Annotated in this window: 14 protein-coding genes; 3 read left to right on the top strand and 11 right to left on the bottom strand. The window is 72.1% G+C overall.

Annotation, left to right across the window (positions count from 1 at the left end; translation table 11 throughout):
- Positions 1 to 523 precede the first annotated feature (523 nt).
- From tyrS to ABD998_RS13115, 9 genes are all read right to left on the bottom strand, one after another.
- Positions 524 to 1825: a tyrosine--tRNA ligase gene (gene tyrS, locus ABD998_RS13155; protein ID WP_345439867.1), complete on the bottom strand. Its 1302-nt coding sequence runs from the start codon at positions 1823 to 1825 to the stop codon at positions 524 to 526.
- A 69-nt stretch (positions 1826 to 1894) separates the two neighbouring features.
- A complete protein-coding gene (argH, locus tag ABD998_RS13150) occupies positions 1895 to 3325 on the bottom strand; it encodes an argininosuccinate lyase (RefSeq protein WP_345439865.1) in 1431 nt (476 codons plus the stop codon).
- A gap of 75 nt (positions 3326 to 3400) precedes the next feature.
- Complete coding sequence (locus tag ABD998_RS13145) at positions 3401 to 4516, bottom strand: heparan-alpha-glucosaminide N-acetyltransferase domain-containing protein (protein ID WP_345439863.1); 1116 nt, start codon at positions 4514 to 4516, stop codon at positions 3401 to 3403.
- Positions 4492 to 5418, bottom strand: coding sequence for an ornithine carbamoyltransferase (argF, locus tag ABD998_RS13140; protein ID WP_345439861.1), 927 nt, complete (start codon positions 5416 to 5418; stop codon positions 4492 to 4494). Before argF ends, ABD998_RS13145 begins: the two co-directional genes overlap by 25 nt.
- The gene (locus ABD998_RS13135) at positions 5415 to 6584 is read right to left on the bottom strand and encodes an acetylornithine transaminase (protein ID WP_345439889.1); all 1170 of its coding nucleotides are present in this window, start codon (positions 6582 to 6584) and stop codon (positions 5415 to 5417) included. The genes argF and ABD998_RS13135 overlap by 4 nt, the downstream gene beginning before the upstream one ends.
- Positions 6585 to 6616: 32 nt before the next feature.
- Complete coding sequence (gene argB, locus ABD998_RS13130; protein ID WP_345439859.1) at positions 6617 to 7522, bottom strand: acetylglutamate kinase; 906 nt, start codon at positions 7520 to 7522, stop codon at positions 6617 to 6619.
- Entirely contained in the window at positions 7519 to 8676 is a 1158-nt protein-coding gene (argJ, locus tag ABD998_RS13125) for a bifunctional glutamate N-acetyltransferase/amino-acid acetyltransferase ArgJ (RefSeq protein WP_345439857.1), read from the bottom strand. The genes argB and argJ overlap by 4 nt, the downstream gene beginning before the upstream one ends.
- Positions 8673 to 9719, bottom strand: coding sequence for an N-acetyl-gamma-glutamyl-phosphate reductase (gene argC / locus ABD998_RS13120; RefSeq protein ID WP_345439855.1), 1047 nt, complete (start codon positions 9717 to 9719; stop codon positions 8673 to 8675). Before argC ends, argJ begins: the two co-directional genes overlap by 4 nt.
- 220 nt (positions 9720 to 9939) lie before the next feature.
- Positions 9940 to 11178 carry an MFS transporter gene (locus ABD998_RS13115; RefSeq protein WP_425562985.1) on the bottom strand — a complete coding sequence of 413 codons (1239 nt, stop codon included), beginning with the start codon at positions 11176 to 11178 and terminating at the stop codon, positions 9940 to 9942.
- A gap of 203 nt (positions 11179 to 11381) precedes the next feature.
- Here ABD998_RS13115 and ABD998_RS13110 point away from each other — a divergent pair, with 203 nt between their 5' ends.
- From ABD998_RS13110 to ABD998_RS13100, 3 genes are read left to right on the top strand one after another with little or no spacing between them, the layout of a single operon-like run.
- Positions 11382 to 12248: a shikimate dehydrogenase gene (locus tag ABD998_RS13110; RefSeq protein ID WP_345439851.1), complete on the top strand. Its 867-nt coding sequence runs from the start codon at positions 11382 to 11384 to the stop codon at positions 12246 to 12248.
- On the top strand, positions 12248 to 14074 hold the full coding sequence (locus ABD998_RS13105; RefSeq protein ID WP_345439849.1) for a sugar phosphate isomerase/epimerase and 4-hydroxyphenylpyruvate domain-containing protein: 1827 nt from the start codon (positions 12248 to 12250) through the stop codon (positions 14072 to 14074). Before ABD998_RS13110 ends, ABD998_RS13105 begins: the two co-directional genes overlap by 1 nt.
- A gap of 9 nt (positions 14075 to 14083) precedes the next feature.
- Positions 14084 to 14860: an IclR family transcriptional regulator domain-containing protein gene (locus ABD998_RS13100; protein WP_345439847.1), complete on the top strand. Its 777-nt coding sequence runs from the start codon at positions 14084 to 14086 to the stop codon at positions 14858 to 14860.
- Positions 14861 to 14936: 76 nt separating this feature from the next.
- Here the strand turns inward: ABD998_RS13100 and pheT are convergent, their stop codons facing one another.
- Both pheT and pheS read right to left on the bottom strand, forming a co-directional pair.
- Complete coding sequence (pheT, locus tag ABD998_RS13095; protein ID WP_345439845.1) at positions 14937 to 17435, bottom strand: phenylalanine--tRNA ligase subunit beta; 2499 nt, start codon at positions 17433 to 17435, stop codon at positions 14937 to 14939.
- Positions 17435 to 18475: a phenylalanine--tRNA ligase subunit alpha gene (pheS, locus tag ABD998_RS13090; RefSeq protein WP_345439843.1), complete on the bottom strand. Its 1041-nt coding sequence runs from the start codon at positions 18473 to 18475 to the stop codon at positions 17435 to 17437. The genes pheT and pheS overlap by 1 nt, the downstream gene beginning before the upstream one ends.
- Between the last annotated feature and the right edge of the window lie 29 nt (positions 18476 to 18504).

Here is an 18504-nt window from a genome sequence, read left to right as displayed (position 1 = left end):
CTCAACCCGACCATAAAGGCCGAGACGAGGATAATTTGGCATTTGACAAGTGCACGCTGTTGAGTTCTCAAGGATCAGACGCACCCAGCCCTCGACCTCACGACCGAGCCCTCCGGGGCACCCACCCACCCAGCCACAGCCCAAAGACCGCAACCAGAGATTGTGTTATGTGATGTCATCGTCCTGGGGCGGGGAACCTTCCGGCTCAACCTCACCGCTTGGCGGCGACAAGGGAATACATTACGCCGAACCACCCACCCCCGCAAACCACACCCACCCCCGGGCGTGTCGCACCCCACCAACCCCACCGCGCCTGCGACCCGCACCGGTCCACGACACGCACGACGATGCCCAACACGCACGCCAGTGCACCGCACACACGCACCGCTCTGCACCACACGCACCGCTGAGCGCGCCACGCACCGGATGCCGCCGACCGCCCCGACCGCCACGTCCATCCCCCGGATACGCCGAAGGGCGCGCCTCCTGGAGGAGACGCGCCCTTCGGCACGGATGGTCGGCGTCAGCCGACGAACAAGCCGGCGAGAGCCTTCTTGCCTCGCCGCAGCACCGAGACCGAGCCCGGCAGCGATCCGCTCACGGTCGCATCGTCCGATTCGACCTTCGCCCCGTCGAGCGACACGCCGCCCTGCGCGATGGCGCGGCGCGCCTCCGACGCCGAGACGACGAGCCCCGTCGCGACGAGCGCCTCCACGACCGTCGTGCCGGTGGCGACGTCGGCGTGCGGGAGCTCCCGCAGCGCGGACCCGAGCGTCTCCGCATCGAGCGCGGCGAGATCGCCCTTGCCGAACAGCGCCTCCGAAGCCTCGATCGCCGCCTGCGTGGCCGCGGCCCCGTGCACCGTCGTCGTCACCTCGAGGGCGAGGCGCTTCTGCGCCGCGCGGCGGAACGGCTCCGCCGCCACGAGCTCGGCGTACTCGTCGATCTCGGCGCGGCTCAGGAACGTGAACACCTTGAGGCGCGCGATGACGTCGGCGTCGTCGGTGTTGAGCCAGAACTGGTACATCGCGTAGGGGCTGCACATCGCGGCGTCGAGCCAGATGGCGTTGCCCTCGCTCTTGCCGAACTTCGTGCCGTCGCTGTTCGTGATGAGGGGCGTGCCGATGGCATGCACCGATCGCCCCTCGACCCGGTGGATGAGGTCGGTGCCGCTCGTGAGGTTGCCCCACTGGTCGCTGCCGCCCGTCTGCAGCACGCAGCCGTACTGACGGAAGAGCTCGAGGAAGTCCATGCCCTGCAGGATCTGGTAGCTGAACTCGGTGTAGCTGATGCCGGCGTCGGAGTTGAGCCGCGCGCTGACGGCGTCCTTCTTCAGCATCGTGCCGACGCGGAAGTGCTTGCCGATCTCCCGCAGGAAGTCGATCGCCGACAGCGGCGCCGTCCAGTCGAGGTTGTTGACGATGCGCGCGGCGTTCTCGCCCTCGAAGCTGAGGAACCGCTCGACCTGCGCCTGCAGCTTCGACACCCAGTCGGCCACGGTCTCGGGGGTGTTGAGCGTCCGCTCCGCCGTCGGGCGCGGGTCGCCGATGAGGCCCGTGGAGCCGCCGACGAGCCCGAGCGGGCGGTGGCCGGCCAGCTGGATGCGGCGCATCGTCAGCAGCTGCACGAGGTTGCCGAGGTGCAGGCTCGGCGCCGTCGGGTCGAACCCGCAGTAGTACACGATCGGCTCGCCCGCGAGCAGCTCGCGGAGAGCCTCCGGATCGGTCGACACGTGCACGAGGCCGCGCCAGACGAGCTCATCCCAGATGGTCTCGAAAGAGGGATCGTTCGTCTGCACGGCAACGGGGGTTGCGGGTACAGTCATGCCCTCCAGCCTAGGGCGTCGCGGTCGACCAGCCGTCCGCTTCGCCGCCGCCGGAGCCGCGCCCGCCCCTCAGAGCCCGAGCGCGTGCGCGACGGCCTGCGTGCGCGCGACGAGCTCGGCGCGCTGCTCCGCGACGCGCACCGGCGCCGTGCCGCCGACGCCGGACCGGGAGGCCACGGACCCCTCGATCGACAGCACGGACCGCACCTCCGCCGAGAGGTGCGCCGACACGGACGCGAGCAGCTCGTCGGACGCGTCCTCCAGGCCGATCCCCTGCTCCTCGCACGCACGCACGAGCGCGCCGGAGATCTCGTGCGCGTCGCGGAAGGGCACCCGCTGCTTCACGAGCCACTCCGCCACGTCGGTCGCGAGCGAGAAGCCCTCTGGCGCCAGCGCGGCCATCCGCTCGGTGTCGAAGCGGAGCGTCGCGACCATCCCCGTGAACGCGGGGAGCAGCACCTCGAGCGTCGCAATCGAGTCGAAGACGGGCTCCTTGTCCTCCTGCAGATCGCGGTTGTAGGCGAGCGGGAGGGCCTTGAACGTCGCGAGCAGCCCGGCGAGGTTGCCGAGCAGGCGCCCCGACTTGCCGCGCGCGAGCTCGGCGATATCGGGGTTCTTCTTCTGCGGCATGATGCTCGACCCCGTCGAGTACCCGTCGTCGAGCGTCACGAAGCCGAACTCGCGCGTGTTCCAGAGGATGATCTCCTCCGCCAGACGCGACAGGTCGATGCCGATCTGCGCGGCGATGTACGCGAACTCCGCCACGACGTCGCGCGCGGCCGTGCCGTCCATCGAGTTCTCCGCGGGACGGTCGAGCCCGAGCTCCCGCGCGACGAGCGCCGGATCCAGGCCGAGGGTCGAACCGGCGAGCGCTCCCCCGCCGTACGGCGAGACCCCGGCGCGGGCGCGCCAGTCGCGCAGGCGCTCCAGGTCGCGCACGACGGGCCATCCGTGCGCCTGCAGATGGTGGGCGAGCAGCACGGGCTGCGCGTGCTGCAGGTGGGTGCGACCGGGGAGGATGGCCGTGGCATGCGCCTCCGCCTGCGCGACGAGCGCGTCGACGAGCTGGACGAGCTCGCGCGCGATCACGGCCGCGTGGTCGATGAGGTACAGGCGGATGAGCGTGGCGATCTGGTCGTTCCGGCTGCGGCCGGCGCGCAGCCGTCCGCCGAGCTCCGCGCCGACCTCGTCGAGCAGGGCCGTCTCGAGGGCGCCGTGCACGTCCTCGTCGGATGGCCGCGGCTGCAGCGCTCCCGTGCGCACCTTCTCGGCGAGCGCATCGAGGCCCGCGTGCATCGCGGAGGCCTCGTCTGCGGTCAGGTACCCCGCCGCCTCGAGCGCCGTCGCGTGCGCGTGCGATCCGCGGATGTCGTAGAGCGCGAGCTGCCAGTCGAAGTGGGTCGAACGGCTCAGCTGCTGCAGCTCGGGGCTCGGCCCCCCTGCGAAGCGTCCGCCCCAGAGGGCGCCCTCGTTCGTCCCGCGCGTCTCGCCTGTGCTCACCCGACCAGCGTAGTCGGCGCCCGCCGCGGCCTCGAACCGGCCGGGGTCGGCCGGGATCGGCCGCGGGCACGGGTCTCAGTGGATCGGACCGGGCACGAGCGCGCGGGAGAGCCATCCGATCCCGGCTTCCAGCGGCCCGCGGCCGACGAGCAGGGCCCACAGGGTGCATCCGACGAGCGTGGCGATCGTCAGCGGCCAGAACGGGTCGGTCGCGCGGAACGCGACGAGGTCCGAGCCGAGCTGCAGCACCGTCGGCTCGGGCTGGAGCACGGCCCACGCCACGAGCTGCGCTGCGTACGCCGTGAGCGGCATCGATCCGACCGCGCGCAGCGGCCACAGCGGCCATCTCGCCGGGGTGCGGCAGACGAGCACGCAGACCCCGATGACGGCCATCGCGACGCCGCCCGACCCCAGCGCCTCGGCGACGCCGCTGGAGTGCGCGTCCGCGGACAGCGCGAACGCCCATGCCCCTTCCGACGGCACGGCCCCGCGCCAGGGCGCGAGCGCACCGTACCCGAGGAGCGCGAGCGCGGTGCCGAGCAGCACGAGGGAGAGCGCCGTCGACGCCCGGTCGAGCGCCGTCCGGCCGATCGCGAGGCCGGCGGCCACGAACGCGATCCACAGCACGAACGGGTAGTGCCAGCCCGTGACCTGGACGAGCACCTCGCCGACGGACGTCGCCCATCCGCCCTCGCTCGACAGGGCCCACAGCAGGAACGGCGCCACGAGCACGACACCGCCGGCGATCGCGAAGAGCGCGGGCGCACCGAGCCGCAGGAGCGGCAGCGCCAGCAGGAAGAGGATGCCGTACGCGGGCAGGATCACGTACACGGGGGTGTCGAGCGCGATGAGCGCGATGCCGATCGCCCACACGCAGACGGCGCGCACGGCGATGCGCCCGCGTGCGACCCGCATCCGCTCCCGCGCGACGGGATGCGCTCCCCCGGAGACGAGGGCGAGCGAGACGCCGGCGAGGGTCGCGAACAGGATGGACGAGCGTCCGTTGACGGCGTCGGTCCACGTCGCGGGGTCGTCCCACGCGAACGGCACGGTGTCGAGGAGGTGCGCGGCGAACATCCCGATCACCGCGATGCCGCGCGCGAGGTCGATCCCGGCCGCGCGATCGGACCCGTCGAGCCGCGCCCGACGGGTCCGGACGCGGGCCGTCAGGCCGCCTGGCGCAGCAGCCACACGAGGAGGGCCTTCTGCGCGTGCAGGCGGTTCTCCGCCTCGTCCCAGATGACGCTCTGCGGTCCGTCGATGACGGCGGCGTCGACCTCGTAGCCGCGGTCGGCGGGGAGGCAGTGGATGAAGACCGCCTCGTCGTCAGCGAGCGCCATGAACTCGGGAGTGACCTTGTACTCGCCGAGATCGCGCAGTCGGGCGAGCTTCTCCTCCTCCTTGCCCATCGACACCCACGTGTCGGTGACGACGACGTCGGCACCTGCCGCCGCCTCGAGCGGATCGGTGAGGAGCGTGACCGATCCCCCGGTCTGCTGCGCGATGCGGTCGGCGTCCGCGACGATGTCCTCCCGCGGCGCGTAGTCGACCGGCGAGGCGATCCGCACGTGCATGCCCGCCATGACGCCGGCGAGCGCATACGAGTGCGCCATGTTGCTGCGGCCGTCGCCGAAGAACGACAGCGTGAGCCCCTTCAGCTCCCCCTTGTGCTCGCGGATCGTGAGCAGGTCGGCGAGCAGCTGGCAGGGGTGGAAGTCGTCGCTGAGCGCGTTGACGACGGGAACGCGCGTGCCCTCCGCCATCTGCTCGAGGCCGCTCTGCGCGTAGGTGCGCCACACGATCGCCGCCACCTGCCGCTCCAGCACGCGCGCCGTGTCGGCCGGCGTCTCCTTTCCGCCCAGCTGGCTGCTCGCGGTCGTGATGATGAGCGGCGTGCCGCCGAGGTCGGCGATGCCCACGGCGAACGACACGCGCGTGCGGGTGGAGGACTTGTCGAAGATGACGGCGACCGTCTGCGGGCCCGCGAGGGTCTTGTCGGTCCAGCGGTCCTTCTTCAGCTCGGCGGCGAGGTCGAGGATCTCGGCCTGCTCGGCGGGCGTGATGTCGTCGTCGCGCAGGAAGTGGCGGGTCATGCGGGGGTCTCCGTCGGGGTCGGGATGGTCGTGGCGACGGCGGCGAGCGCCTCGCGGAACAGGGTCAGGAACTCCCCCACCTCGTCGTCGCCGATCGTGTAGGCCGGGGCGATGCGGATGACATCGGCCGCGGGGGCGTTGACGATGAGCCCGCGCTCGTGCGCGGCCTGGCGCACCTCGTTCGCGACGGGCTCGCTCAGCACGATGCCGATGAGCAGGCCGGCGCCGCGCGTGCCGGCGACGAGCGGCATTCCCTCGACGCCCGCGCGCAGCTCGGCGCCGCGCGCGGTCACGTTCGCCAGCAGCCCCTCCGACTCGATATGCCCCAGCACGGCGTTCGCCACGGCGCTCGCGAGCGGGTTGCCTCCGAACGTCGAGTTGTGCGTGCCGGGGTAGAACAGGTCGCTTGCGGCGCCGAAGGTGATGAGCGCGCCGAGCGGGAACCCGCCGGCGATGCTCTTCGCGACCGTGACGGCGTCGGGGACGACGCCCTCGCGCTGGAAGGCGAACCAGTCGCCCGTCCGGCCGGAGCCCGTCTGCACCTCGTCGAGGATGAGCAGCGCGCCGTGCGATGCGGTCAGCTCGCGGGCCCGGGCGAGGAACCCCTCCGGGAGCGGGACGACGCCCGCTTCGCCCTGGATCGGCTCCGCGATGAGCGCGACGACGGAGTCGTCGAACGCGGCCTCGAGGGCGTCGATCGTCGCGGCGATCGCGGTGATGCCGGGCAGCACGGGCTCGAACGGATCGCGGTAGGCGGCCTTCGGCGTGATCGACAGCGCCCCCATGGTGCGCCCGTGGAAGGCGCCGTTCAGGACGAGGATGGTCGACTTGCCGGTCGCGCCGCCGTGCAGACGCGCGAGCTTGATGGCCATCTCGTTGGCCTCGGTGCCCGAGTTCGCGAGGAAGACGCGGCCTTCGTCGCCCGTCCCCGCGAGGCGCTTCAGGCGCGCGGCGAGCTCGAGCTGCGCGGGGCTCGCGAAGTAGTTCGACACGTGCGACAGCGTCGCCGCCTGCCGCGACACGGCGTCGACGAACACGGGATGGGCGTGGCCGAGGCTGTTGACGGCGATGCCGCCGAGGAAGTCGAGGTAGCGGCGCCCGTCGGCGTCCCAGACGGAGGATCCCTCGCCGCGCTCGAGCAGCGCGAGGCGCCCGCCGAGGCTCATGAGATCGCGCGTCGCGTCATCCTGCCAGGTGGTCACGAGGCCACCACCTCCGTTCCGATTCCCTTGCTGGTGAACAGCTCGACGAGCACCGAGTGCGGCACCCGTCCGTCGATGATGGCGGCCGTCGGCACGCCGCCGTCGACCGCGTCGAGGCACGCCTGCATCTTCGGGATCATCCCCGACTCGAGGCGCGGCAGCATCTCCCGCAGCTCGCCCGCCTTGATGTGCGAGACGAGCGAGTCGCGGTTGGGCCAGTCGGCGTAGAGCCCCGGCACGTCGGTCAGCACGACGAGCTTGCGGGCGCCGAGGGCGACGGCGAGGGCGGATGCGGCGGCGTCGGCGTTGATGTTGAGCGTCTGCCCGAGGTTGTCGAGATCGGGCGCGACGCCCGCGACGACGGGGATCCGGTCGGCCGCGAGCTGGTCGAGCACGGGCGTCGGGTCGACCCGCACGACGTCTCCCACGCGGCCGAGGCTCTCCTCGACGCCGTCGATGTAGACGCCGCGCCTGCGACCTCCGAAGAGTCCCGCGTCCTCGCCGGAGACGCCCACGGCGAACGGGCCGTGGGAGTTGATCTTCGCCACGAGCTGCGGGTTGATCTGGCCGGTGAGGACCATCCGCACGACCGAGATCGCCTCGGTGCTCGTGACGCGGTAGCCGCCCTTGAACTCGCTCGGGATGGCCAGCCGGTCGAGCATGCTGGAGATCTGGGGGCCGCCGCCGTGCACGACGACGGGCTTGATGCCGACGTAGCGGAGGTAGGCGATGTCGGCGGCGAACGCGTCCTGCAGCTCCTCGGAGATCATCGCGTTGCCGCCGTACTTCACCACGACGATCTGGTCGCGGTACTGCTTGAGCCACGGCAGCGACTCGATGAGGGTGGACGCCTTGAAGGACGCCTCCTCGGGGCTCGTGTCCTGGAGGTCGATGGGTGTCATGAGGAGTACGCGCTGTTCTCGTGGACGTAGTCGTGCGTGAGGTCGTTGGTGAGGATGGTCGCGGTCGCGGTGCCGACGCGCAGGTCGATGAGGACGTGCGTGTCGCGCGTCGACAGGTCGACGTCCTCACGGGGCCGGTCGGGGCCGCCCTGCGTGCAGACGCGCACGCCGTTCATCGACACGTCGACGTCGTAGGGGTCGAAGTCCGCCTCGGTCGTCCCGATCGCGGCGAGCACGCGGCCCCAGTTCGGGTCGTTGCCGAAGATGGCCGCCTTGAAGAGGTTGTTGCGGGCGACGGAGCGCCCGACCTCCACGGCGTCCTCCTCGCTGGCGGCGCCGACGACCTCGATCGCGATGGCGTGGCTCGCTCCCTCCGCGTCCGCCTGCAGCTGCCGCGCGAGATCGGCGCACACGCGCGCGAGCGCGGCGGCGAACTCCTCGGGATCGGGGGTCGTCCCGGAGGCGCCGCTCACGAGCAGCGTGACCTGGTCGTTCGTCGACATGCAGCCGTCGGAGTCGAGACGGTCGAAGCTCACGCGCGTCGCGGCGCGCAGGTGCGCGTCGGCAGCCGGCACGTCGAGCACGGCATCCGTCGTGAGGACGACGAGCATCGTCGCGAGCCCGGGCGCGAGCATTCCCGCGCCCTTCGCGATGCCGCCGATGGTCCATCCTGATCCCTCGTGCACGGCGGTCTTCGGCACCGTGTCGGTCGTCATGATGGCGCGCGCCGCGTCGGCGCCCCCGTCTGCGCTGAGGGCCGCGATGGCCTTCGCCGTGCCGTCGAGGACCTTCGCGCGGAAGACCTCATCTCCCGTGCCGATGAGGCCCGTCGAGCACACCTGGATGCCGACCGCGCCGACGCCGAGGAGCTCGGCGGCCTTCTCCGCCGTCTGGTGGGTCGTCTGGAAGCCGAACGCGCCCGTGAAGCAGTTCGCCCCTCCGGAGTTCAGCACGACCGCCTCGACCGCGCCGCCCTTGATGGCCTCCTGCGACCACAGGATCGGATTGGCCTTCGCACGGTTCGACGTGTAGACGGCGGCTCCCACCTTGAGCGGTCCGCGGTTGACGACGACGGCCACGTCGGGCTTGCCGGTGGACTTGAGCCCTGCGGCGACGCCCGCCGCCTCGAATCCTGCGGGTGCGGTCACGCTCACGGCGCCACTCCGTTCACGGTCAGTGCGCGGCCCTCCGGGAGGCCGAGCGCGATGTTCATCGACTGGATGGCGGCGCCCGCTGTGCCCTTGGCGAGGTTGTCGACGGCGCCCACGACGACCACGCGGTTCGCGGCACGGTCGATCGCGAGGCCGATGAGCGCGGTGTTCGCGCCGATGACGTCGGCCGTGCGCGGCATCTGGCCCTCCGGCAGGAGCTGCACGAAGGTCTCGTCGCCGTAGGCGTCCTCCCAGGCCGCGCGGATCTGCGCGTCGGTCGCACCGTCCGCGATGGGCGCCGTCGACGTCGCGAGGATGCCGCGCGACATCGGCACGAGGACGGGGGTGAAGGAGATGCGGATGTCGCCCGTCGCGCCGGCTCCGCGCAGCGCCTGCCGGATCTCGGGGATGTGCCGATGCGAGCCGCCGACGGCGTACGGGTTCGCCGTGCCGAGCAGCTCGGCGCCGAGGAGGTTCGTCTTCAGGCTCTTCCCCGCGCCCGAGGGGCCGACGGCGAGCACGCTCACGATGTCGGAGGCGTCGACGACGCCCGCGGCGACACCCGGGGCGAGGCTCAGCGCGACCGTCGACGCGTTGCAGCCGGGGGCGGCGATGCGCGCCGCGCCGACGAGCCGCTCGCGCTGCTTCGCCCCGTCCACGACGAGCTCGGGCACACCGTAGGTCCACGGCTCGTGGAAGGCTCCCCCGTAGAAGGCCGCCCAGTCGTCGGCGTCGGTCAGCCGGTGGTCGGCGCCGCAGTCGATGACGAGCGCGGCGTCGCCGAGCGCGTCGGTGTACTGCCCCGACTGCCCGTGCGGGAGGGCGAGGAACACGATGTCGTGCCCCGCGAGCTTCTCCGGGGTGGTCTCCTCGAGGACGAGGTGCGACAGCGAGCGGAGGTGCGGCTGGTGCTGGATGAGGGGCTGTCCGGCGTTCGAGTGCGCGGTGACCGTGCGGATCTCGATGTCGGGATGTTCGGCGAGCAGGCGGAGCAGCTCGCCGCCGGCATAGCCCGAAGCGCCGGAGACGGCGACCGAATACGACATGACTTCTACCTTATTGTCCGTGAGCGGGGGCCGGAGACGGCGACACCGGTCGACGGACCGCGCGGGCGCGCGGAGATCTCGCGGTGTCGCCTAGATTCGGCGGCCGCGGAGACGTCGGGGCGCGACGGCGGTGCTCGGAGGGAGCACCGGAGCGGTCGCGGGCGAGGTCATGGGATGACGGTAGCACGGGCGGGGCTGCTCGCCGCCCCGCCCGTGCCTGTCAGCGCAGTCCGAGTTGGCGCGTCGGGACGCGGAAGGTCTCTCGGGCGGTGAGGGCCGACGTGGCGGCGACCACCGCGATGACGGCCGTGAAGATCGACGTCGGGATCCAGCCGTCCTCGCCGAGTCCCCCGAGGGCCGTGACGATGGACGGCGCGAACCCGGCCATGAGGAAGCCGAGCTGCGTGCCGATCGCGAGGCCCGAGAAGCGCACCTTCGAGGAGAACATCTCCGCGTAGAAGCTCGGCCAGACGGCGTTGGCGGCGGCGTACCCGCAGGAGAACACGAGGATCGACAGGGCGAACTGCAGCGCGGGCGCGTCGACCTGCATCGACTGCAGGTAGAACGGCATCACGGCCGCGGCCATGAGGGCGCCGTAGATGAAGACGGGCTTGCGGCCGATGCGGTCGGCGAGCATCCCGAAGAGCGGCTGGGTGAAGAGCGCGACGGCGTTGCCGACCACGACGAGCCACAGCGCGGTCGTCTCCGAGAGCCCGCCGACCTCCTTGCCGTACGAGATCGCGAGCGTGCCGTACACCGTGGACACAGCGGCGATCGTCGCGCACAGGACGACGCGCAGCACGTCGCGCCAGTGGTCGCGCAGGAGCACGCCGAGCGGCAGCCGAGCGATCTCGTTCTTGCGCTTGTTGGCCTCGAACTCGGGCGTCTCCTCGAGCGTGCGGCGGATGAAGAACGCGACGACGACGATGACGGCGGACAGCCAGAACGGCACGCGCCATCCGATGCTGTACTTCACGTCGTCGGGCAGCGCGGAGACGGGGATGAACGCCATCGCCGCGAGGATCTGGCCGCCCTGCGTGCCCGTGAGCGTCCACGACGTGAAGAACGACCGGCGGTCGTCGGGGGCGTGCTCGAGGGTGAGCGACGACGCGCCGGCCTGCTCCCCCGCCGCCGACAGCCCCTGCAGCAGACGGGCGAAGACGAGGAGGATCGGCGCGAGCCATCCGACCTGGGAGAAGGTCGGGAGGCACCCGATGAGGAACGTCGCGAAGCCCATCGTGAGGAGCGTGAACATGAGCACCTTGCGGCGGCCGATGCGGTCGCCGAAATGGCCGAGGAACACGGCGCCGACAGGGCGGGCGATGTAGGCGAACCCGAACGTCGCGAGCGACATGATGTAGGCCGAGGTGCCGGTGTCGGGGAAGAAGATGTGCGGGAAGATGAGCGCCGCGGCCGAGCCGAAGATGAAGAAGTCGTAGTACTCGACGGCGCTGCCCATGAACGAGGCCACGGCGGCCTTGACGGGTGTGCGCTGCGCGGCGATCACCGTCGTCGTCGACGGGCCGGTCCCCGTCGGCACGCCCTCGCTGTGATTCGTCATTGTTCTCCTTTGAACCGAGTTGCGCGGATTGCGCACACATGTACGTATTCCGTACACTCCACTGTAGCGCCATCACGCCCCCGTGCAAAGGAGTCGGAATCGTGAGCACCCTGCAGGAGTCGTTCCTCGTCGGCCTCATCGGAGACGGCGTCGATCCATCCCTCACCCCGCCCATGCACGAGCGCGAGGGCGACGCACAGGGCGTCCGCTACCTCTACCGGCCGATCGACCTCGGCCGCATCGGCCGGGCGCCCTCCGCTGTCGGCGACCTGCTGCGCGCTGGTCGCGACCTCGGGTTCACGGGGTTCAACATCACGCACCCGTGCAAGCAGCTCGTGCTCGCGCACCTCGACGAGCTGTCCGACGATGCGCGCCGGCTCGGCGCCGTCAACACGGTCGTCCTCCGCGACGGGGCGTCCGTCGGCCACAACACCGACTTCTCCGGCTTCGCGGGAGCGCTGCGCGACGGCCTCCCCGGCGCCGACCTGTCCGACGTCGTGCAGGTCGGCGCGGGCGGTGCGGGCTCCGCCGTCGCCTACGCCCTCCTCGCGTCGGGAGCACGGCGCCTCCTCGTGGCCGATCTCGACGGTGCGCGGGCCGCGTCGCTCGCCGAAGCGATGCGCAGCCTCTTCCCCCACGCGGACGTCGTCTCCGGCGCAGCCGACGCCGACGCCATCCGCCGTGCGACGGGCGTCGTGCAGTGCACGCCGATCGGGATGCACCACCATCCCGGCACCCCCTTCGACCCCGCGCTGCTCTCGCCCGCGCAGTGGGTCGCCGACGTCGTCTACCGACCCGTCGAGACCGCGCTCGTGCGCGCCGCACGCGAACGCGGGTGCCGCGTGCTCGACGGCGGGCGGATGGCCGTGGGCCAGGCGGTCGACGCGTTCCGCCTGTTCACGAGGCGCGAGCCCGACGCCCAGCGGATGCGCGCGCACTTCCTCGCGATGATCGAGGAGGGACGCTGATGCGCACGTCGATCGCGACCGTCTGCCTGTCGGGCACGCTCGAGGAGAAGATGCACGCATGCGCCGCGGCGGGCTTCGACGGCATCGAGATCTTCGAGCAGGACCTCGTCGTCTCCCCGCTCTCGCCCGAGGAGGTCCGCGCCCTCGCGGCGCGGCTCGGGCTCTCGCTCGACCTCTACCAGCCGTTCCGCGACGCCGACGGCGTCACGGAGGACGTCTTCGAGGAGAACCTGCGGCGCGCCGAGGCGAAGTTCCGCCTCATGAACCGTCTCGGCATCGACACGATGCTCGTGTGCTCGAACGTCGCGACCATCACGATCCACGACGACGACGTCATCGCCGGCCAGCTCCGCCGACTCGGCGAGCTCGCGCAGCGGCACGGCGTGCGAATCGCCTACGAGGCGCTCGCATGGGGCACGTACGTGAGCACCTACCGCCATGCGCAGCGCATCGTCGAGCTCGCCGGCCATCCCGCCGTCGGAACATGCCTGGACAGCTTCCACATCCTGTCGCGCGGCGACGATCCTTCGGGCATCGAGCTCATCGACCCGGAGCGGATCTTCTTCGTCCAGCTCGCCGACGCGCCCGCCCTCACCATGGACGTGCTGTCGTGGAGCAGGCACTACCGGCTGTTCCCCGGTCAGGGCGTGTTCGATCTTCCGGCCTTCCTCGCGCATCTCGTGCGGGCGGGCTACGACGGACCGGTGTCCCTCGAGATCTTCAACGACACGTTCCGGCAGTCCGACGCCGTCGCCACCGCACGCGACGGACTGCGTTCGCTCCGCTGGCTGCAGGACCGGGCGGCCTCCGCCGTCACGGGCGATCCCGCGCGGCGGATGGCGCTCGACGCGCTCCCGCCGACACCTGCACCGACCCGGCTCGACTTCGCGGAGATCCGCACGGAGGAGCCGGAGGCGGTCGCCCAGCTCCTCGACCAGCTCGGCTTCTCCTTCCGCGGGCAGCATCGCCGCAAGCCCGTGCAGCTGTGGACGCAGGGCGACGCGCGCATCGTGCTCAACGGACAGCAGGCGCGCGGCGTGGCGGCGTCGATCTCCGCCCTGGGCGTGCAGAGCGCCGACCCGGACCGGGCGCTCGAGAGGGCGCTCGCCCTGCAAGGGGTCGCCGTCCCCCGTCATCACACCGCCGACGAGGCGCCCCTGGTCGGCGTCGCCGCTCCCGACGGCATCACCGTGTTCTTCTCCCCCGCCTCCGACGACCCGGTCTGGACGGCCGAGTTCGGCTCGGCGCCGACGGCCGACGCCGGGCGCATCCGCGGCATCGACCACGTGAACCTCGCCCAGCCGTGGGATGCCTTCGACGAGTCCGTGCTGTTCTACGACGCCGTCCTGCAGCTGCGCTCACGTCCGTCGACGGAGGTGCCGAGCCCCGTCGGACTCGTGCGCAGCCAGGTGCTCGAGAGCGGGGGCATCCGGCTCGCCCTCAACATCGTGCCCCAGGTGCTCGACACGGCCAGCCGCTATCCCGAGCACATCGCCCTCGCCACCGACGACGTCGTCGCCGTCGCCAGGGCGGCGCGGGACGCGGGCATGGAGTTCCTCGCCGTGCCCGACAACTACTATGAGGACCTCGCGGCACGGTGCGCGCTCCCCGACGACCTGCTCTCGACGCTGCGGGAGCTGGACCTCCTGTACGACACGGACGGCGATGGCGCGTTCCTGCACTTCTACACCGCGACCGTCGGCAGGATGTTCTTCGAGGTGGTGGAGCGGCAGGGCGGCTACGACGGGTTCGGGGCGCCCAACGCCGCCGTGCGCCTCGCCGCGCAGTTCGAACGCACGCGCCGCCAGCCCGCTGCGCGCCGCTAGGAGGACGACATGACCGACGACCGCGATCCGGCCTACTTCGTGAAGTCGGCGGAGAAGACGCTCGCCGTGCTGCTCGCGTTCCGTGCGACCCAGCCGCGTCTCACGGTGACGCAGGTCGCCGAGGCGACCGACCTCACCCGCGCCGCCGCTCGACGGTTCCTGCTCACGCTCGTCGACCTCGGCTACGTCGCGACGGACGGCCCCTCGTTCGAGCTGACGCCGCGCGTGCTCGACTTCGGTGCGGGATTCCTCGCGGGGCTCGACCTGCCGAAGATCGCGCATCCGCACCTCACGGCGCTCGCCCACCGGCTCGACGAGTCGGCGACGCTCAGCGTGCTCGACGGCGACGAGGTCGTCTACATCGCCCGCGTCGCGGCGCCGCGTCTGCATTCCGTCACCGTCAACGTCGGTCGGCGGCTCCCGGCGTGGGCGACATCGATGGGCCGCGTGCTCATCGCAGCCCTGCCGGAGGAGGCGCGCGCGGCCCTGCTCGACCGCGTGCAGGTGCAGCCGTTCACCGATCACACGATCTCGACGTCCGCCGAGCTGAGGGCGGAGATCGCACGGGTCGGGGCGCAGGGGTGGAGCTTCGTCTCGCAGGAGCTCGACGACGGCCTCCGGGGGCTCGCCGTCCCGGTGCGCCGCGGCGCCGACGTGCTCGCGGCTCTCAACATCTCGGTGCACGCCTCGCATCTGCGCGGCGCGTCGGTCGACGAGCTCGTGCCCGACCTGCTCGCCTGCGCCGAGGCGATCGGCGCCGACTACGGCGGCCGCGCGCTCATCTGAACCCGGGAGCACCGCGCCTGGACGTGCGGCGTCCTGTGCCCGCCCGGCTTCCCGGGCGGGCACAGGACGCCGCGGATCAGTCGCGGATCTCCGCTCCGAACCGCTCGCGGGCCACGGCCACGCCGGCGAGCTTCGCCTCCGTCGCCTCGGCGGCGGTCAGCGTGCGGTCGACGGCGCGGAAGCGCAGCGCGAACGTGAGGCTCTTGGCGCCGTCCGGCACGCCCTGCCCCCGGTAGTCGTCGACGACACGCAGCGACTCCAGGAGGTCGCCGGCGCCGTCGACGAGCGCGTCGCGCAGGTCGGAGGCCGGGAGCTCGGCCGGCACGACGAGCGACACGTCCTGCGTCGCGGCGGGGAAGGTCGAGAGCGACGCGACGACGACGCGGTCGCCCGCGAGCGCGAGCACCCGGTCGAGGTCGAGCTCCGCGACGACGACGCGTCCGGCGAGATCGGCGTCGGAGGCGACCTGCGGCAGCAGCTCGCCGACGTAGCCGACCTCCGCACCCCGCACGGAGAGGGCTCCCGTCCGTCCCGGGTGGAGAGCCGCGCGCGCCCCCTGCGTGACCTCGATCTCGACGCCCGCGGCGGCGGCGATCGTGCGCACGGCGTCGAGCGCCACCTCGAGACCGGCGTGCTCGGCCGCGCGGCCCGGCTGCTTCGGCGCCACGTTGCCGGCGAACAGCAGCGCGACGTGACGCGGCTGCGGCGGGATCGACGCGTCGAGCGCCGCGAGCGTCTCGGCGTCGGGCCGGACGGCGAGCGGCGGGATGGCGTCGGTGCCGTAGGCGACGCCGTCCTGCGGCAGGAAGACCGTGCCGATCTCGAAGAGCGCGAGGTCGGTGAGACCGCGGGAGAGGTTGCGGTGCGCCGTCTGCAGGAGACCGGGGACGAGCGAGCGCCGCAGGAACGGCGCCTGCCCGTCGAGCGCGTTCGCCAGCCTCACGCTCGGCAGGTGCGACCCGGCGGCCGAGCCGTGCAGGTCGTTCTGCTCCTGCGTCGTGAAGGGGAACGCGGGCGTCTCGACGAGCCCCGCCGCCGCGAGCGCGTTCGCCACACGGCGGCGGCCCTGCTGCGAGGACGTGAAGCCGCGACCGGACGGCGGCACCGGCAGCACGGACGGGATGCGGTCGAGGCCGTGGATGCGCGCCACCTCCTCCGCGAGCGTCCACTTGTCGGTGAGGTCGGGGCGCCACGACGGCGGGAGGACAGACCATCCGCCCTCCGTCGTGCGCACCTCGGCGCCGATCGTCTCAAGCGCTCCTGTGATCTCGTCGGGCGTGTAGGCGACGCCGACGAGTCCGGGGACGAACGTCGCCGGCAGGTCGATCGCGCGGGGCGCGTGCACTCCCCCGAGACGCGCGCCGAGACCATCCGGTTCGCCGCCCGCGAGCTCGACGAGCAGGTCGACGACGCGCTGCGCCGCCGCGACGGCGACCAGGGGGTCGACGCCGCGCTCGAACCGGCGCGACGCCTCGCTCGACAGCTTGTGCCGCCGCGCCGTGCGGGCGATGGAGACGGTGTCGAACGTCGCCGCCTCGACGAGCACGTCGGTCGTGCCGTCGCCCATCTCGGTGGCCGCCCCGCCCATGACGCCCGCGAGGCCGATCGCGCCCGAGTCGTCGGCGATGACGAGGTCCTCCGCGTGCAGCGTGCGGACCTGGCCGTCGAGGGTCTCCAGGGTCTCCCCCGGCGCCGCACGGCGCACCGTGATGCCCCCCGTGAGCGTCGCGAGGTCGTAGCCGTGCACGGGGTTGCCGAGCTCGATCATGACGTAGTTCGTGATGTCGACGAGCACGCCCAGCGAGCGCACGCCGGCGAGCGTGAGCCGGGCGATCATCCACGGCGGCGTCGGGCGCGACGCGTCCACGCCCCGCACGACGCGGGCGACGAAGCCGGATGCCCCCGCGTTGCCGCGGAGAGGAGCGGCGTCGTCGATCACGACGGGGAAGCCGTCGGCCTCGGCCGCCTCGGCGACGAGGCGCTCGGCGGGGTCGCGGAACACGGCGCCCGTGGCGTGGGCGTACTCGCGCGCGATGCCGCGGATCGACAGCGCGTATCCGCGGTCGGGCGTCACGTTGACGTCGACCGCCGCGTCGTCGAGGCCGAGCAGCGCGATCGCGTCGGTCCCGATCTCGGGGTCGAGGCCGAGCTCGGCGAGCCGCAGGATGCCGTCGTGCTCGTCGCCGAGGCCGAGCTCGCGCGCCGAGGCGATCATCCCGTCGGACACGTGCCCGTAGGTCTTGCGGGCGGCGATCGGGAACGGCCCCGGCAGCACGGCCCCCGGAAGCGTCGCGACGATCTTGTCCCCGGGGTGGAAGTTCGACGCGCCGCACACGATGCCGCGCGGCTCCGCCTCGCCCACGTCGACCTGGCACCAGCGGATCGTCTTGCCGTTCTTCTGCGGCTCCTCCTCGAAGGAGAGGACCCGGCCCACGACGATCGGCCCCGTCAGGTCGAACCCGACGACCTCCTCCTCTTCGAAGCCGACGCGCACGAGCGCCGCGAGGACGTCCTCGGGCGTCGTGCCGACCGGAAGCTCGACGTACTCACGCAGCCACGAAAGCGGGACGCGCATCACACCACCATCCCGAACTGCTCGCTGAAGCGCACATCGCCCTCTGCCATGTCGCGCATGTCCTGCACATCGCTGCGGAACATCAGCGCCCGCTCGATGCCGATGCCGAACGCGAAGCCGCTGTACACGTCGGGATCGATGCCCGCCGCGCGCAGCACGTTCGGGTTGACCATGCCGCAGCCGCCCCACTCGATCCAGCGCGCACCGCCCTTGAACGTCGGGTGCCACAGGTCGAACTCCGCCGACGGCTCCGTGAAGGGGAAGAAGTTCGTGCGCAGCCGCGTCTTCGCCTCGGCGCCGAACAGCTGCTGGGCGAGGTGGTCGAGCGTGCCCTTGAGGTGCGCCATCGTGATGCCCTTGTCGACGACGAGGCCCTCCAGCTGCGTGAAGACGGGCAGGTGCGTGGCGTCGAACTCGTCGGTGCGGTAGACGCGGCCGGGGCAGACGACGTAGACCGGCAGCTCGCGGTCGAGCAGAGAGCGCACCTGGACGGGGCTCGTGTGGGTGCGCATGACGAGGTGGCGCGAGACGGGGTCGACGAAGAACGTGTCCTGCAGCTGACGCGCCGGGTGGTCCTCGTCGAAGTTCAGGGCGTCGAAGTTGTACCACTCGTGCTCGAGCTCCGGCCCCTCCGCGATCTCCCATCCCATGCCCACGAAGATGTCGGAGATCTGGTCCTGGAGGAGGGTGAGCGGATGGCGGGCGCCCGTGCGCGTGCGGGTGCCGATCGCGGTGATGTCGACGCGCTCCGCCTCGAGCTGCGCGGCGAGCTCGCCGGCGGCGAGCTCCTCCTCGCGGGTGCTCAGCGCCTGCGTGACGCGGCCGCGCGCCTGGCCCACGAGCTTGCCGAACTCGGCCTTGCGCTCCTTGGGCACGCTGCGCATCTGCGCGTTGAAGGCCGCCAGCGGCGACCCCTCTCCCGCATGTGCGGCTCGAGCGGCTTTCAGGGCGGCGGTATCGGGGGCTGCGGCGATCGCGGCGAGCGCATCGGCGACCGCGGCCTCCACCCCTTCCGGCGTGATCTCGGGAGCGTCAGACACGAGAGTCGAGTCTAGTCGGCCCGGCCGAC

The sequence above is a fragment of the Microbacterium gilvum genome, assembly GCF_039543865.1.
Classification (GTDB): Bacteria; Actinomycetota; Actinomycetes; order Actinomycetales; family Microbacteriaceae; genus Microbacterium; species Microbacterium gilvum.
This window is presented reverse-complemented; position numbering and strand designations above follow the sequence as displayed.